This is a genomic window from Aeromonas rivuli, assembly GCF_000820045.1.
Classification (GTDB): Bacteria; Pseudomonadota; Gammaproteobacteria; order Enterobacterales; family Aeromonadaceae; genus Aeromonas; species Aeromonas rivuli.
This window is the reverse complement of sequence record NZ_CDBJ01000071.1, coordinates 190,174-205,883: the sequence shown is the minus strand read 5'-3', so window position 1 is coordinate 205,883 and position 15,710 is coordinate 190,174. Positions and strand designations below refer to the sequence as shown.

Genomic DNA, 15,710 nt, shown 5'->3' with positions numbered 1-15,710 from the left:
GGCGCTTCCGCCCGGTCATTGGGGCATTGACCGAGCCCGCGTCAGGGCACAAACCGGTGCAGCCGGCATGCGGGGGCCGAGTCGGCCATCTCTCCTTGGCGGGACGGTCGGCCCCTGCGTCCTTGTCTCGTTGTGAATCCTGGCGATGGCACGGCTGCGCCTTGGGCTCATGGCCACAACCTTCCAGCGAAAACAATTTCCCCTGCGCTGCGCGCATTCCTCGCGGGACAAATTCTTTTCGCTTCCAGGCCCTTCACGTTGTTGCGGCCGCTGCGCGGTGCGGCCAGCCCAGCTACCGCCGGACGGATCACAACAAGGACGCAATGGGCGCGACCTTGGTTAACCCGCAGGAGAAATCATCATGGCAAACATCGGCACCTTCACCGCAGACAAAGACGGCTACACCGGCACGCTCCGCACCCTGACGCTCAACGTCAAGGTCAAGCTGGTTCCCAACGACAAGGGCGACAACGAAAGCGCCCCCGACTTCCGCGTGCAGGCGGCGGGCCACGACATCGGCGCGGGGTGGCAGAAAGTCAGCAAGGCCGAACGACCCTACGTGTCCGTAACCCTCGACGATCCTTCGTTCCCGGCCACGGTCTATGCCCGCCTGATCGAAGGCGAGGACGGCACGCACGACCTGATCTGGTCGCGCAGCAAGCCCCAGGCGGCCTGACGGCCGCCCGCAGCGCCCCGCCTTGCGGCGGGGCGTGATGCTGCTGATCGCAACACCGCACGCACGGGGTGTCGGCAATCACTCCGCGCTTGGTACGTCGTAGGCCGGTATTGCATCGCTGACGGCCGGATGGCTCGCAGCCCGTGACAGCCTGCACAGGATGGCGTGTCGGCGCTGAACGCGCCGCCGGGCTTTCGGGCTGCGCCCCATGCCGGCACGCCGTCACGGCCATGCGGCTTTAATCCCTCACGCCTTCGCGCTTGCGGCGCTGCGCGCCGCCGCTTGCAGGGCAATCCGCGCGATACGCCTACGGCGCGTCGCGCTCCTTCAATACAGCCTCCAGTTCCTGCCGCACCTGCGCCAGAAGCTGATCGGTCTTGCGCGTGCTGTCGCCGGCATAGGCCAGCGTCAGCAGCGTGAGCGGATGCACGTCCATGACCTCGCACAACTCCACCAGCTTGTGCATGGTCGGGCTTTTCAGGTCGCGCTCCAGCAAACTCAGGTAGGTGCGGCTGGACACGTCGGAGAACGCTTCCTGGCTCAAGCCGCGCGCTTTCCTGATCGTCCGTATGGCCGTCGCCAATGAGTTTTTCGCCGCCACCTATGGTTTCCCTTAGAAAACCAAGATGACATCCGATTGCGCACTATAGGGCTACAAACTATAGTGCGCATTTTGCGTCGTTGATTTCCGTATTCGTGTCTTTACGGCAATCCGCATGGGCGGATTCCGACAGAACCGGGGAATCGCATCCGTGTCTTTCCGGCTTTCTACAATTCCGCTTGTGCACTTCCGTTCTTCTACGGATGCAATGGATTGCGTATCGGTGCTTGTGTATGGATGCCCGGATACGGTTCGGCGGTTCTGCGCTTCGACACAAAAGCGCATCCGCGCATCCTCGGTTTCGTGGAGATTGCGACCATGACCCTGCCGCTTTTCACCGCCGACGAACGCGCCCGGCTGCTGGCCCACGGCGCGGCACGCGCTGCCGGCCAGCACCTCGACCCGCTGCCCGTGGTACGGCTGTTCACCCCGGACGCGCGCGCGACTTGGCTGCTGGTGTCGCTCGATCCTGCGGATGGCGACACGGCTTACGGTCTGATTGACCTCGGCATCGGGATGCCGGCGCTGGGCACGGTCATGCTGTCCGACCTGGCCGGCATCGTCGGCCCGCGCAAGCTGCCGGTGCGGCGGGATCGGTATTTCCAGGCGGCACGCCCGCTGTCGGAGTATGTCCGGCTGGCCCAGGAGAACGGCTCGATCACGGACTGACCCGAACCCTGCGCGGCCTGCCGCGACAGGCCGGCGCAGTCCGTCCAGCCGGGGCGCATCGTGACTATTTCGGTCTTAGTCGAGACCCGACAGATCTTGATCCGCTTCCTTGCACTAATCGAGTGCATGCCAGACCGAAATCGACATGATCTTTGGCGCGGACTTCGGCACGGTGCCCAATGCTGGCGCCAATTTCCCGGCGTTTCAGCCGTCGCATTCAGACGATTTCAGCAATGCCCCGGAGCGAATCAGTCTTGACACCAGCCGTTACAGCTTACCCCGATTTCGATGACGACTTGATGGCCGTTTGATCGCTCCCGCACGCCGGAATCCTTGGCGACGTTCCTGCTGAACGACAGGGAGAGTGCGTCATGGCTAAACCGAACGCCGAGCATTGGTATCCGACTGCTGCCTACCTCTACGTCCTGCACCTGGACGGCCCCGCGCTGGCCTGGGAATACCTGCGCCGAAACCCCGACTACCGCCGCGACTGGCTGCGCCGTCGCCGACGGCCGGAGGCGGTGCATCGCTGGGGTTTGCGCCTGCTGGAAGATCCCGCCCTGGATGCCCGCGACGCGCATCCATCGTGGTTCCCCGACCACGATGGCGTCATCCAGCTCTACCCGGACGGCGACCCGCCGCCGGATGCCGAGGCCTTCGAGTTCTGGAACGTCCCAGGACGCAAGCACCTGATGCACGATGGCAAACGCCTTGTGCTGACGGCGCAATGGCCCGGCTGCTGCGTGCAGCTCGCACTCGCACCTGGGCTGGAGGACGGCATGGCCTACCTCTACGCCATCCGCGCCTGTGCCACGCCTTGCGCACGCTACCGCGCACTGGCGGCCGGGCTGGATGCGCTGTCCACCGCAACAGGGGCCGCGCCTGCGGCGGCGGCCCGCTCCCGGCCAACGCCTGCCGCGCTGCTAGAACTGCACACGCTCCAGGCGCTCGACGCGACCCTGGCGGGCGCGTCCTTGCGCGAAGTGGCCGAAGGGCTGTTCGGCGCGGATGCCGTCGTGGCTGACTGGCACAAGGACAGCGCCCTGCGTGCCCGCGTGCGGCGGCTGGTGCGCCGTGGCGATGCGCTGATGCGCGCCGGCTATCGCCGCCTGGCACAGCTTCCGTCGTTCCCCCTGCACTAGCAGAGATAAGAGGGGGGACGTTTCGCATCCCCTGCAAGTCGTCCCTTAGCAAGAAGCCTTGCTTTCTTGAAAGTGCCTCTATCCGGCCGCGTGGTGTGGCCGGGCTTGATGGAGGACCATCCCATGCGACCTGCTCCCTTGCGGCCTGCCGCCGCTCCTGTCGCTGCGCCCGCGCAGCCCCAACGCTACCTGACCAACGACGAGGCCGCCGAGTATCTGCGCCTCAGCCCTCGCACGCTGGAGAAGCAACGCGTGATCGGTGGTGGCCCGAAGTTCCGCAAGTTCGGCCGGCGCGTCATGTACGCCGTGAGCGACCTCGACGCCTGGGCTGATGCGCGCAGCTATGAGGCCACGTCCGACCCCGAATACGCCGAGAGCCATTCGGCCGACAGCCGTGCGCGCTGATCGGTGCATCGCCGGTGGCCATCGCCATGTCCAGCCCACCAGGGCAAGCCTTGCCGCAGCGCGAACAGCTCGACCTGTTCCGCGCGCTGCCGGGCGACATGGCGCCGCGCGACAGCCAGGACTTGATGGCCTTTCCGTTCTTCTCGCTCGCCAAGTCGCGGCGCACCGCGCCGATCGACTTTCGAGCGGGCGGCATCACCATCCGTGTGGAGGGTACCGCCGAGCATGGCATCGCCACCATCTGGGATGCCGACGTATTGATTTGGGCCGCCTCTCAGATCGTGGAAGCGCGCGACGCGGGCATTCGTCCGTCGCGCTGGATACGCGCCACGCCTTACGAGATTTTGCGTTTCATCGGTCGCGGCACGTCGCTCAACGACTACCTGCGCCTGAAGGCCGCGCTCGACCGATTGCAATCGACCAGCGTGGCCACGTCTATCCGCGAAACCACGGGAAGGCGCTTGCATCGCTTCTCGTGGATCAACGAGTGGAAGGAACTGGCCGACCCCAGCGGCGTGCCGCTGGGCCTCGAATTGATCCTGCCGGATTGGTTCTATGCCGGCGTGGTGGACGCCGCCCTGGTGCTGACCATCGACCCCGCGTACTTCCGCCTCAAAGGCGGCATCGAACGCTGGCTGTACCGCCTCGTGCGCAAGCACGGCGGCAAGCAGCCGGACGGCTGGCAATTCGACTTCCGGCATCTGCACCGCAAGTCCGGCAGCGCGGCGCGCTTCTCGGACTTCGCCTACGACCTGCGCCTCCTGGTAGCGCGGCAGTCGCTGCCCGGCTACGTCCTCGGCATCGAGGTGATGCCGGACGAAGGATTGGAGCTGCTGACCTTCCGGCCCGTGCTGCATACGGCACGGGGATAACTGCGGTAAAGCCTGTGGACGGCCTCGTGCTATCAGGAGTACCGGGTATCGTGCTATCAGGAGTACGCCTATCGTGCTATCAGGAGTACGAAAACGCCGAAAAGCCAATAACGGCGCGGGTTTGCGTTCCCTCTAACTTACCTAACTATAAATCTCTAACTTTTAGTAGAAGCGCGCCGTTTCGGTGGACAACTGCCGAAAGCCCAAAAGCGCCACCAATCCAAAGACTAGAACAGCCCCAAAACCAACCCCGTCCGGCAAGGCAAAACCACGCTGGCTTTCCAGATCGGAGGGCCGCGCCATGATCGTCGCCTTGCTCAACCAGAAAGGCGGCGTCGGCAAGACCACGCTCGCCACGCACATCGCCGGCGAACTGGCGATGCGCGGGCAGTCGGTCATCCTGCTGGATGCCGACCCGCAAGGTTCATCGCTGGACTGGACGCAACGCAGAAGCCAGCAAGACTTGCCCCGGCTGTTCAGCGCCGTGGGCCTAGCTCGCGAAACGCTGCACCAGGAAGCGCCAGAACTCGCCAGGCGGGCAGATCACGTCATCATCGACGGGCCGCCGCGCATCGCCGCCTTGGCGCGCTCCGCGCTGCTGGCGGCCGAGCGCGTGCTGATCCCGGTACAGCCCAGCCCCTACGACCTGTGGGCCAGCGCCGAGATGGTGGCACTGATCCGCGAGGCCCAGGTGTTCCGGCCTGCGCTGCGCGCGGCCTTCGTCATCAACCGGCGCGTCAGCACCACGGTGATCGGTCGGGAGGCGCGGCAGTCGCTGGCCGAACAACCGCTGCCAGCGCTGCGCGCCGAGGTTCGCCAGCGCATCGTGTTCGCAGACAGCGTAGCCGCTGGCCGGCTCGCACGCGAGACGGCGCCCGACAGTGCAGCCGCACGCGAGATCGCCGCACTGGTGGACGAACTGCTGCGGTGGCCAACATGACCGCGAAGCCACCACGCGGCAAGCGCGTCGGTATCGGTGCGCGCCCGCCCGCGAATCCGCACTCCGAAGCGTGGATTCGCCAGGGCGACGCCGATGCGCTTAACAAGGGTGACCTCTACACCGCGCGCCTGACCCTCGACATTACGCCCGCCATGCGGGCGCGCATCAAGGTGTCGGCCTTCACGCGGGGCGTGACCGTGGCCGAACTGCTGCGCGCTTTGCTGGAGCGGGAGTTTCCCGAAAACCGCACGGAGAACATGCCATGAACCTATCCGCTGCACCCGCCGAGAACGCGGCCACGGCTGCCGCATCGCCTCCGGCTGCGCCGTCGCTCGCGGTACTCGCCGGCCAGGGCGGCAACGTGCCGCTGACCCGCGTATCGCTGGCCTACATCGAACCGCGCTTCAAACTCTACCTGCGCTTCGGCGAACCGGCGCGCACGCTCCAGCTCGACCGCTGGCGGCGCTGCGCGGTGTTCCTGCCGCGTGCGATGTTCTGCCGCGTGCGCTGGCAGGCCAACGACTACGGCACGATCCGCTGGCAGCTCATGGTGATGCAGGCTGGTACGCCGCTGGATGCCTTGCAGCGCATCCCCGGCGTGCGGCCTGGCGCGCGCCTGCTGCTGCACGCTGAAGGCGAGAACTCGGTGCGCGCCGTGCTGGAACGCATCGACGCCATCGAGGCGCTGGGCATCGCCCCGTCTGCCGTCTCGCCCGCGTACTGGCGCACGCTGGGCAACCGGCTCGCGGCGCGCCTGCCGCTGCCCGAATACACCGCCGAGCGGCACGCCGCCTGGCTCGCCGGGAAGGTGCTGCCATGACGACCGTTTCCACTTCGTCCGCCTCGCCGCGTCCTCGCTCGCGCCTGCGCGCTCTCATCGTGCTCGCGGGCCTGACCGCCTGCGGCCTCGCTGCGCTGGCCTGGGCGGCTTTCGTGTCGCCGCTGCCGCGCCTGACGTACAACCCATCCGACAGCGTGGCGGTCGGCTGGTATCGCATCGAACCGTTCGACCCGCGCACCGCCTCGCTGCCACGTCCGTTGTCCGTGGACAGCATCGTGCTGGTGCCGCTGCCGGCCGAGGCCGCCGCACTGGCTGCGCAGCGCGGCTACCTGCCGACGCACATTCCGCTGCTCAAACGTGTGGGCGCAGTCGCACCGCAACACGTTTGCATCGTCGCCGGTCAGGTACGCATCGACGGCGTGCCTTCGGCCGCCGTGCTGCCTGCCGACCGGCTGGGCCGGCCGCTGCCATCCTGGCCGCAATGCCGCCGCCTTGCGCCTGGCGAACTGTTCCTGTTGAGCGTGACGAATCCGGCGTCTTTCGACAGCCGGTATTTCGGCCCCGTCAGCGCATCCACCGTGATCGGTGTTGCGCATCCCGTTTGGCTGGAAGCACGCCCATGATGGCCGCCGATTCGCTGCACGTTGCCGTGCATCTAGTCGTGCCATCGGGCATGTCGGTCCGGCTGCTGCTGCCGTGTCGTCGCGCGTGCAATGCGAGCGCATCCGCGCCGCACTTCGCGCAACATCCGGCGCAGCCATCCAATGTGCAGGCGTCTTGGCTCGAATGCGCCCGGCCTATGGCCGTCGCCGCGTTCGCCGGCGGGCTGGCTGCGGGTGCAACAGCGCCACTGGGCCGCCGACGCCCGGAGCGACAGCGAAGGGCAAAGGCGGAAGGCAAGACAAAAGAACGCGGCACCGGGCCGCGTCGAAAGCCAGTCTGCACGTGGGATTGGCGCAGCACAGCGCGGCTTCGCCGCCGTGCCGCTTGTGGCGCGAGACCCGCGCCAATGCAGGTATCTCCGCGTGCTTCGCACGACCGGACACGCCAGAACTTGCGGAGGGCACCGCCATGACCGGCCGCAGCGACGACGATTTCCGCATCCACCCCAGCGCCCCGAAGAACCGAGGCCAGGGCTTCGTCTCCAAGGTGCTCAAGCAGACAGGCAAGGCCAGCGGCGGCAAGTCCACGGTGCGCCGTCCGGCATCGGCGCGTGGCACCGGCCAGCGGCCCGGCTCGCGCCTGGGACGCGGCCACACGGCGGCGCGCTTCGCGGGGGCGAAGCTCACGCCCATGTCGCGGCGCGTGACCATCAAGACCTTGCTGGTCAATCACCAGCGGGCCAGTCCGCAGTCGCTCTCCAAGCACCTGCGCTACATCGAACGCGATGGCGTGGGGCGTGATGGCGAGCCAGGCCAAGCCTACGGGCCGCAGACTGACACGGCCGACCTCGACGCCTTCAAGGAACGCTGCGCCGACGACCGGCACCATTTCCGATTCATTCTCTCGCCCGAGGATGGCGCCGAGCTGGAAGACCTGCGCGCCTACACGCGGCACCTGATGGGCCGCATGGAGGCCGACCTGGGCACAGGCCTCGATTGGGTGGCCGTCAACCACTGGAACACCGACAACCCGCACACGCACATCGTCGTGCGCGGGCGCGACGACACTGGCAAAGACCTCATCATCGCGGGCGACTACATCGCCGACGGCTTCCGCCATCGCGCCGCCGAACTGGCGACCGAATGGCTGGGACCGCGCACCGAACTGGAGATCCAGCGGACTTTGGGACGCGAGGTGGAGCAGGAGCGGTGGACGAACCTGGATCGCACCTTGCAACGCGAGGCCGGCGACGATGGCCTGGTGCATGTCGAGCGCTTCAACGAACCACACTTGCAGCGCCAGCGCCTGATGCTGATCGGCCGCTTGCAACGCTTGCAGCGCCTGGGCCTGGCCGACGAGACGAAGCCTTACACCTGGGCCGTGCATGATGATGCGGAAAAGACCCTGCGCGCCCTGGGCGAGCGTGGCGACATCATCCGCACCATGCAGCGGGCCATGCGCGGCCAGCCGCGCGAACTGGCGGTGTTCGAGCCGCGCGACGAGGGGCGCACCATCATCGGCCGCGTGGCCGCGAAGGGGCTGGCCGACGAGCTGCGCGACCGGGGCTATCTGGTCATCGACGGGGTGGACGGCAAGGCCCACTATATTGCGCTCAACGCCCGCGACGAACTGGCGAACTATCCGACCGGCGCCGTGGTGGTAGTGAAGGGATCGGCCGACGTGCGCGCAGCCGACAAGAACATCGCCGCGCTGGCGAGCGATGGCTTGTACCGCACCGATCATCACCTGGCGATCGAGCAAGGCCGAGCCAAGCCGGGACGTGACCCGCAGGAGGTTGTCGCCGCCCACATCCGCCGGCTGGAGGCCCTGCGCCGGGCCGGCATCGTGGAGCGTGTGGCCGAGGGGCTATGGAAGGTGCCGGACGACCTGCCGGAACGTGGCCGTCAGTACGACGCGCAGCGGCTGGGCGGTGTGGCCGTGGAACTGAAATCGCACCTGCCTATCGAGCGGCAGGCGCGCGTGATTGGCGCCACCTGGCTCGATCAGCAGTTGATCGGCGGCGGCTCGGGCCTGGGCGACCTGGGCTTTGGTGGCGAGGCAAAGCAGGCGATGCAGCAGCGCGCCGACTTCCTGGCCGAACAGGGGCTGGCAGAGCGACGCGGGCAGCGCGTGATCCTCGCCCGGAACCTGTTGGGCACGCTACGCAATCGGGAACTGGCGCAAGCCGCCAAGGACATTGCCGCCGAAACCAGCCTGGAGCACCGCCCGGTGGGCGACGGTCAGCGCGTCAGCGGTATCTACCGGCGCAGCGTGATGCTGGCCAGCGGGCGTTACGCCATGCTCGATGACGGCAAGGGGTTCAGCCTGGTGCCCTGGAAGCCGGTGATCGAGCAACGGCTGGGGCAGCAGATCGCCGCGACGATGCGGAGTGGTGCAGTCTCGTGGGAGATTGGTCGGCAGCAAAGACTACAAAGATAGGACGCACCGACACATCTGGTCTTCAACTTTCCCGAGTTTTGAGCATGCGCTGAAGCAGCTCCTGAAGGAGCTGCTGATCTGACGCGCTGAGCTGTTCGACGAGCGGTGCCAGTGCCTGTTTCCCCTGGGCATGCAGCCGCTTGACGAGTTTGGACCCATCGCTCGTCAGGAAAACGTCTGTCGCCCTTCCATCTTCTTCGTTCGGCGCTCGCGCCACTAGCCCCCTCTTTTCTGCTCGGGCGATAAGCCCCGACATCGTCTGCTTCTCCAACCCAAGGTAGTCGGCGAGTTCGGTCATTCGCGGGCGTCGATCCGACAGGATTCCTAAGACGCGGATCAGCGAGAGCGACAAGTCATTCTCGGCGCCAATCTTGTTGATTACGGCCATTGTGACAAAGGAGGTCGTCACAAGTGCATCGGCCAGCCCTTTGTCGGGCTCGGAGGCTTGCTTCATGGATCTTTGCTTTTTCATCGTGGCTGCATCTTGACATAGTTCGCATTACGCATCAATAATAGATCGTAATACGAACTTTATTGATCCTGTGTTCACCAAAGGAGAGCCCGATGAAAGCTGCTGTCATATCCTCGTTCGACCAACCGCCGCACTACGGCGACTACGCCGATCCCGCGCCCAAAGGGCCGGAAGAAATGCTCGTCGAAGTGCTCGCGGCCGGCCTGCATCACGTCACTCGCGGCCAGGCTTCAGGCGTTCATTACTCCAGCAGCGGGGGGCTGCCGCTCGTCCCCGGCATCGATGGCGTCGGGCGCGGTACCGACGGCAAGTTGCGCTACTTCGTGCAGGGTCCCGGGCAGATCGGCACGATGGCTGACAGGACGGTGATTGAACTCGACCACAGCATCGAACTTCCGCTCGACAGCGACGCAGTCACCATTGCCGGCGCGATGAATCCCGCGATGGCGTCCTGGCTCGCGCTGCGTTGCCGCGTGCCGTTTCAGAGCGGGCAGAAGGTGCTCATTCTCGGTGCCACCGGAAGCTCAGGAAGCATGGCCGTGCAGATCGCCCGGCACCTGGGCGCATCGCAGGTCATCGCCGCAGGTCGCGACGAACACAAGCTCTCGAGGCTGCCTGCGCTTGGCGCCACGGAGATCGTGCCGCTGGGGGATGCCCGATTGGGTGCCCTCGCTCGCGAGGTGGATGTCGTGCTCGATTTCGTCTGGGGGGAGAGTGCGGTGCGCGTCATGGAGACCGTACTCAAGCAACGTGCGGATCGCAGCTTGCCGATCACCTGGATACACATCGGCTCGATGGCGGGGGAAGCCGCTGCCATTTCGGGCGCTTTCTTGCGCTCTGCAAATCTCCAGATCGTGGGTAGCGGGCTCGGCTCGGTGTCGGGGCGCGACATCCTCATGGCGTTGCCAGCGCTGGTGAAAGAGATCGTGCGCGGCACGTTCCGCATCGACGTGAAGGCCCTGCCGCTGTGCAACGTGGAGCAGGCGTGGACCGAGGCGGCTCACAGCAACGAGCGCATTGTCTTCACGCCATGACGGACGGTCCGCGATCGGTTCAACGGGAGACTGGAATGAGAACAGCCAAACCCTTCAGCCTGCGCACTTGGTCCACGCCACTGACGATCGGCTCGTTCATCCTGATGGCTGTCACTGGTGTCCTGATGTTCTTCGACGTGGTGCCGGGATACCTCAGCTTCGCGCACGAGTGGTTCTCGTGGTTCTTCCTTCTCGGCGCAGGCGGCCACATCGCGGTGAACTTCCGTCCGCTCACGAAGCACCTCCAATCCAATTGGGGGCGAGCCAACGTGGCCATCTTTGCCATCGTTCTGGTTGTCTCGACGCTCTCTTTCGGACGCATCACGGCTCCCCAATTGAAGTGGCCCATCTCCAACGCGCTCATCGAGGCTCCGCTGTCTGCACTCGCTGACGTGACACGCACGGACCAAGCAGAGCTTTTGGCGAAGCTCAAGACGCACGGCATCACGGCGACACCCGAGCAAAACATCAAGGAACTGGCAGAGGCGCACGGCAAGGATGAGTTCCACATCCTGGGCCTCGTCATCCTCCGCGAGTGAATGCCGCACCCGAGCAAGGTTTCCTCGCAACTACGTCTGTCGCGCTTCACCACGCTTGGAGTGCAGTGTCTAACACCGAACCTGGAAGCAATTACATGAACATCCCTCTACTGACCAAGAACCTGGCGACACCTCCGGCGGGAGCCGTTCCGGCCCTCGACATCGTCGCGGACCTGGCACACAAGCGGGGCTACACGCTCAACTCGTGGTTCGTGATCGGCCACTTTGAATCCGAGGGTCACACGCTCAACTACCTGGTCCACCTGTTTGCGCTGAGCATCAGGGGAATCACCGTGGGCGTGGACAGCGCGGCCAGCATCACCGATGAGACCACGGGTTGGTACGGCGTGCAGCACGGCTTCCACCCGATCTTTCGCGCGAACGTCCGCTCGGATCGGCTGCTGGTCAAGACGCCGCACAGTTCGCTCTCGGGAACGCTCGACGAGCTGCGTGTCCATGCGCAGATCAAGGGCGCCAGCATCGACGTGACTCTGAAGGCCGTCGGCCATCCGCTCTACAACAAAGGCACGGGACGGTTCGACATGCTGGGCATGGACGTCTTCCAGTATTCCATCCCGACGCTCGAGACCACGGGCCGCCTAACCATCGACGGTCGTGAGTTCCCGGCATCGGGCGTGAGCTGGTTCGACCGTCAATGGCAGAAGCAGCCGCTTGGCCCTCCGCGAGGCAGGTGGACCTGGATGGACCTCAATCTCAGCAACGGCTGGCGGATCAGCCTCTGGGATGCGAATGGCATGGATGGCAAGTCAAATGCGTGGGTGACTGTGCTGGACGAGAGCGGCAGGCACGTCGTTGCCGACCTGGCGCCGCTCATCGGTGGCGCCTGCGACTACTGGTTGAGCCCGCAATCCGGCGCCCGGTTCCCGACCCGATGGCAGGTGTTGGTGCCTACGCTCGACATGCAATTGGACGTGGTCGCGAGACCGCGCGAGCAGGAAGTCAGGGGCCTGCATGCGCGCTATGAAGGCGCGAGCTCGGTCAGCGGCACCGTGCGTGGCGAGAAGGTCAGCGGCTACTGCTACGTCGAAATGGTCGGCGACTGGCAAGCCTGATGAGACGACCCATGACCCTTCGCCTGTCGTCCCTGATCGCGCCTTTCGGGCTGGCCCTACTGCTGGCAGCTTGCGCCAGCGCGCCGTTGCGCGCGCCGGTGGCCGTTGACCTGCCCGAGGTCTGGCGCGCGCCCTTGCCCCATGACGGATCGATGGCGGCACTCACCGATTGGTGGAAGGCATTTCCCGACCCGATGCTCGTCAAGCTGATCGAACGCGCGCAGGCCGGCAACCCGAACCTGCAGGTGGCCGCCGCCAGACACCGGCAGGCGCGTGCCTTGGTCAAGCAAGCCCGCGCCGGACTGCTCCCACAACTCGGGGTGAGTGCCACATCGAGCCGGGGCAAGAACCTCAATAGCGTTCCAGGCGTTTCCATCCAGTCGGACGCCCAGTTCAATGCCAGTTGGGAGATCGACCTTTTTGGCGGCCAGCGCGGCGCGGCCGACGAACAGGCGGCACAGGCCGTCGCCGCGCAGCACGACTGGCACGCCGCCCGCGTGACACTCGCGGCCGACGTGGCTGCGGCCTTCGTGAACTTGCGATTGGCACAGGCGCGAGAGGAAGTTGCCGAACTCGACGGGCTGCTGGCGGCCCAGCTTGCCGCATGGGGGCGCCAGCAACAGGCGGTTGGGCTCATGAACGCGAGTGACGCGGCCCTGCTGCAGACCGATGCATCGCTCGCCGCCAGCCGTCGCAGCGTCGAGCGGGCCGAGGCGCAAGTGGCGTTGCAGGAACTGGCCTTGCTGCTTGGCGTACCGGCCGGTCCGCTGGCGGCCGAGTTGCAGGCCCCCGCCTTGCCCAGCGTCTGGGCGTCGCCCCGCCGCGTGCTACCCAGCGTGCCGACTTTCACTGTCCACACGCTGCCAGCGCAGTTGCTGGCGCAGCGGCCAGACGTGGCCGCGAGCCACCAGCGTTGGCTAGCCGCGCTGGCCCATCAGCGCAGCGCGGATGCCCAGCGCTACCCCCAGCTCAGCCTGGGCGCCCTGGCCGGCGAAACGCGCCTGCGTGTGGGCGGGCAGAGTTCGGTGAGTTCGCTCTGGTCCTTCGGCCCAAGTTTAACGCTGCCGCTGTTCGATGGCGGGGCACGCCGTGCCCAGAGCCAGACGGCGCTGGCTGAGAGCGATGAAGCGGCGGCGGCTTTGCAAGGGAAGTGGCAAACCGCCGTCGCCGAGGTCGAGGAATCGCTTGAGCGCATGGCCGCCACACGCGACCGTCAGCGAGAAGCCGAATCGGTGGCGCATGAGTGGCAAGGTATCGCACAACGCGCCGCCTTGCAGGCGCAAGTGGGCTTGCACAGCGGCCCGCAACGTGTTGTTTCACAGCGCAATGCCCTGACCGCGCACGACGACCTGCTGACCGCGCAGGCGGATCAGGCGCAGGCCTGGTTCCGTCTGTACCGCAGTCTTGGCGGTGGCTGGAACGCGGAACCCAATCCCACCGATCAACTGGCTGCTCAACCATGAAGCGTCACCTCGTGTATCTGTTCGCTGCGACCGTTGTCCTTTCCATTGCCTGCGCCGCGCTGCTGGCGACCACGCGCAGCGCTGCTCAATCCCCGCCGTCCCCTGCTGCTGCATCGGCACTGACGGTCAAGCGCACTTTCGCCACCGCACAGCAATGGCCGCAGACGCTGAACGCCGTCGGCAGCATTGCTGCCTGGCAGGAAGTCGTGATCGGCGCCGAGATCGGCGGACAGCGCCTGTCGCGGCTGCTGGTCGATGTCGGCGACCGGGTGAAGAAGGGGCAGCTCCTGGCTCAACTTAGCCCCGGCACGCTCGAAGCCGATCTGAATGCGAGCCGCGCTGCCCTTCAGGAGGCCGAGGTCAGTGCCGCAGAGGCTGGCCGCGCAGCCGATCGCGCCCGGGCATTGCAGGGCACCGAGGTCTTGTCAGCCCAGGCCCTCGATCAGGCCCTGACGACCGGCGACGCCGCACAAGCCCGTCTGGCCGCAGCCCGCGCGCGCGTGCAGGCCGACTCGCTGCGACTGGCCTACACCCAAGTGCGCGCGCCGGACGACGGCGTGATCAGCGTCCGGCCTGCGGTTGAAGGCGCGCTCGTGCAAGAAGGGGCAGAAATCATGCGCCTGCAGCGCCAGGGCCGGCTTGAATGGCACGCCGAATTGCCAGGACCGGAGCTTGCGCGCGTAGCGCCCGGCCAAACCGTGCGCATCGCACCAGGCAGCACGCAGGCCGTCGAAGGCCGAGTGCGCAGAATCTCGCCGCAGATCGATCCGCAAAGCCGTACCGGCATCGTGTACGTGGACCTCAAGCCCGCCGCTCAGGTGCGCGCCGGCCAGTTCGCCCGTGGTGAGCTTCTGCTGGACCAACACACGGTGCTGACGCTGCCCGAAACCGCCGTCCTGCTGCGCGACGGTTTCAGCTATGTCTTCCACATCGAAGACAACAAGGTGCGGCAGCAGAAGGTGACGCTGGGCGCGAGGCGCGGTGATCGGGTGGAGATTCGCGAGGGGCTGGCCGCCGACACGGCAGTCGTCGAGTCCGGCGTCGGATTCCTGGCAGATGGCCTGACGGTGCGGCTCGCCGCCGCCAGTCCGAATGCATCCCCCCAGACCACCACGCGCTGAAGGGGACGACCATGAACTTCTCCGCCTGGTCGATCCGCAAACCCGTGCCGGCCATTCTGCTGTTCGCCATGCTCACAGCAGCAGGGCTGATCGCCTTCAGCACCGCCAAGGTCCAGAACTTCCCGGAAGTTGACCTGCCGATGGTCAGTGTCGTGGCTAGCCTGCCAGGTACTGCGCCGGCCCAAATGGAAACCGAGGTGGCGCGCAAGTTGGAAAACGCGATGGCCACCATGAAGGGGCTACGACACCTGCACACGACGGTACAGGACGGTGTGGCCACGGTCTCGGCGGAGTTCCGCCTGGAGAAGCCGCCACAGGAAGCCTTGGACGACACGCGGGCTGCAGTGGCCCGGGTGCGAGCGGACCTGCCGGCAGCCTTGCGTGACCCCATCATCAGCAGGATCGAGTTCAAGAATGACCCGATCCTGACCTATACGGTGGCATCGTCGCGCATAGACGACGAAGCGCTGTCGTGGTTCGTCGATGACCAGGTCACCCGGCGCCTGCTCGCTGTACCCGGCGTCGGTGCCGTCACCCGGGTGGGCGGCGTGGGCCGCGAGGTGCGCGTGGAACTGGACCCGGATCGGCTGCTGGCATTGCGCCTGAGTGCCGCCGATGTATCGCGTCGGCTCGTCCAGATGCAACGCGAGGCTCCAGGAGGGCTTGCCAGGCTGGGCAGCGGCGAACAGACCGTGCGCACGGTCGTCGCCGTACCTTCGGCGGCCGCCCTGGCGGCCATCGAAATCCCATTGCCCGGTGGCCATGTCGTGCGCCTGGATCAGGTGGCCACGGTGTCCGATGCGACAGCTGAGCGCCGAAGTGGTGCCTCCCTCGACGGCAGGCCGGTAATCGGCTTCGAGATCCTGCGTACCACTGGCGC

The 15,710-nt window shown here is 66.2% G+C and carries 19 protein-coding genes; 16 read left to right on the top strand and 3 right to left on the bottom strand.

Annotation, left to right across the window (positions count from 1 at the left end):
* Positions 1–361 precede the first annotated feature (361 nt).
* Positions 362–676, top strand: a complete 315-nt coding sequence (locus tag BN1130_RS17440) for a DUF736 domain-containing protein (protein ID WP_042043526.1) — start codon at positions 362–364, stop codon at positions 674–676.
* 307 nt (positions 677–983) lie between these two features.
* On the opposite strand, the gene BN1130_RS17435 is transcribed toward BN1130_RS17440, so the two are convergent.
* Entirely contained in the window at positions 984–1,277 is a 294-nt protein-coding gene (locus BN1130_RS17435) for a helix-turn-helix domain-containing protein (protein WP_054878588.1), read from the bottom strand.
* A gap of 213 nt (positions 1,278–1,490) precedes the next feature.
* Here BN1130_RS17435 and BN1130_RS17430 point away from each other — a divergent pair, with 213 nt between their 5' ends.
* The 4 genes from BN1130_RS17430 to BN1130_RS17415 all read left to right on the top strand — a co-directional run bounded on the left by BN1130_RS17430 (position 1,491) and on the right by BN1130_RS17415 (position 4,365).
* Positions 1,491–1,946 (top strand): DUF2958 domain-containing protein, encoded by a 456-nt coding sequence (locus tag BN1130_RS17430; protein ID WP_437176657.1) that lies wholly within the window; start codon positions 1,491–1,493, stop codon positions 1,944–1,946.
* Between the two features lie 371 nt (positions 1,947–2,317).
* Positions 2,318–3,088 (top strand): DUF2285 domain-containing protein, encoded by a 771-nt coding sequence (locus BN1130_RS17425; RefSeq protein WP_042043524.1) that lies wholly within the window; start codon positions 2,318–2,320, stop codon positions 3,086–3,088.
* 123 nt (positions 3,089–3,211) lie between these two features.
* Positions 3,212–3,493, top strand: a complete 282-nt coding sequence (locus tag BN1130_RS17420; protein WP_042043523.1) for a helix-turn-helix transcriptional regulator — start codon at positions 3,212–3,214, stop codon at positions 3,491–3,493.
* Between the two features lie 26 nt (positions 3,494–3,519).
* On the top strand, positions 3,520–4,365 hold the full coding sequence (locus BN1130_RS17415) for a replication initiator protein A (protein ID WP_042043522.1): 846 nt from the start codon (positions 3,520–3,522) through the stop codon (positions 4,363–4,365).
* A 162-nt stretch (positions 4,366–4,527) separates the two neighbouring features.
* Here the strand turns inward: BN1130_RS17415 and BN1130_RS22690 are convergent, their stop codons facing one another.
* Complete coding sequence (locus tag BN1130_RS22690) at positions 4,528–4,668, bottom strand: hypothetical protein (protein ID WP_198135304.1); 141 nt, start codon at positions 4,666–4,668, stop codon at positions 4,528–4,530.
* Here BN1130_RS22690 and parA point away from each other — a divergent pair.
* From parA to BN1130_RS17390, 5 genes are all read left to right on the top strand, one after another.
* A complete protein-coding gene (gene parA, locus BN1130_RS17410; RefSeq protein ID WP_042043521.1) occupies positions 4,667–5,305 on the top strand; it encodes a ParA family partition ATPase in 639 nt (212 codons plus the stop codon). The two genes, BN1130_RS22690 and parA, sit on opposite strands and share 2 nt — an antisense overlap.
* Positions 5,302–5,571 (top strand): hypothetical protein, encoded by a 270-nt coding sequence (locus tag BN1130_RS17405; RefSeq protein ID WP_042043594.1) that lies wholly within the window; start codon positions 5,302–5,304, stop codon positions 5,569–5,571. The genes parA and BN1130_RS17405 overlap by 4 nt, the downstream gene beginning before the upstream one ends.
* Entirely contained in the window at positions 5,568–6,125 is a 558-nt protein-coding gene (locus tag BN1130_RS17400; protein WP_042043519.1) for a DUF2840 domain-containing protein, read from the top strand. The genes BN1130_RS17405 and BN1130_RS17400 overlap by 4 nt, the downstream gene beginning before the upstream one ends.
* Entirely contained in the window at positions 6,122–6,709 is a 588-nt protein-coding gene (locus BN1130_RS17395; RefSeq protein WP_042043518.1) for a S26 family signal peptidase, read from the top strand. Before BN1130_RS17400 ends, BN1130_RS17395 begins: the two co-directional genes overlap by 4 nt.
* A 448-nt stretch (positions 6,710–7,157) precedes the next feature.
* Positions 7,158–9,128, top strand: a complete 1,971-nt coding sequence (locus BN1130_RS17390; RefSeq protein ID WP_042043517.1) for a relaxase/mobilization nuclease domain-containing protein — start codon at positions 7,158–7,160, stop codon at positions 9,126–9,128.
* A gap of 22 nt (positions 9,129–9,150) precedes the next feature.
* Here the strand turns inward: BN1130_RS17390 and BN1130_RS17385 are convergent, their stop codons facing one another.
* Complete coding sequence (locus BN1130_RS17385) at positions 9,151–9,582, bottom strand: MarR family winged helix-turn-helix transcriptional regulator (RefSeq protein WP_042043592.1); 432 nt, start codon at positions 9,580–9,582, stop codon at positions 9,151–9,153.
* 110 nt (positions 9,583–9,692) lie between these two features.
* Here BN1130_RS17385 and BN1130_RS17380 point away from each other — a divergent pair, with 110 nt between their 5' ends.
* The 6 genes from BN1130_RS17380 to BN1130_RS22685 all read left to right on the top strand — a co-directional run.
* Positions 9,693–10,634 (top strand): quinone oxidoreductase family protein, encoded by a 942-nt coding sequence (locus BN1130_RS17380; protein WP_042043516.1) that lies wholly within the window; start codon positions 9,693–9,695, stop codon positions 10,632–10,634.
* Positions 10,635–10,669: 35 nt separating this feature from the next.
* The gene (locus BN1130_RS17375; protein ID WP_042043515.1) at positions 10,670–11,173 is read left to right on the top strand and encodes a DUF4405 domain-containing protein; all 504 of its coding nucleotides are present in this window, start codon (positions 10,670–10,672) and stop codon (positions 11,171–11,173) included.
* A gap of 95 nt (positions 11,174–11,268) precedes the next feature.
* Positions 11,269–12,246, top strand: coding sequence for a lipocalin-like domain-containing protein (locus BN1130_RS21375; RefSeq protein WP_052448255.1), 978 nt, complete (start codon positions 11,269–11,271; stop codon positions 12,244–12,246).
* 11 nt (positions 12,247–12,257) lie between these two features.
* Positions 12,258–13,709, top strand: a complete 1,452-nt coding sequence (locus BN1130_RS21370; protein ID WP_052448254.1) for an efflux transporter outer membrane subunit — start codon at positions 12,258–12,260, stop codon at positions 13,707–13,709.
* Positions 13,706–14,830, top strand: a complete 1,125-nt coding sequence (locus BN1130_RS17355) for an efflux RND transporter periplasmic adaptor subunit (RefSeq protein ID WP_042043511.1) — start codon at positions 13,706–13,708, stop codon at positions 14,828–14,830. Before BN1130_RS21370 ends, BN1130_RS17355 begins: the two co-directional genes overlap by 4 nt.
* An 11-nt stretch (positions 14,831–14,841) precedes the next feature.
* Positions 14,842–15,710, top strand: an 869-nt coding sequence (locus BN1130_RS22685) for an efflux RND transporter permease subunit (protein WP_198135302.1), incomplete at its 3' end; no start/stop codon positions are given.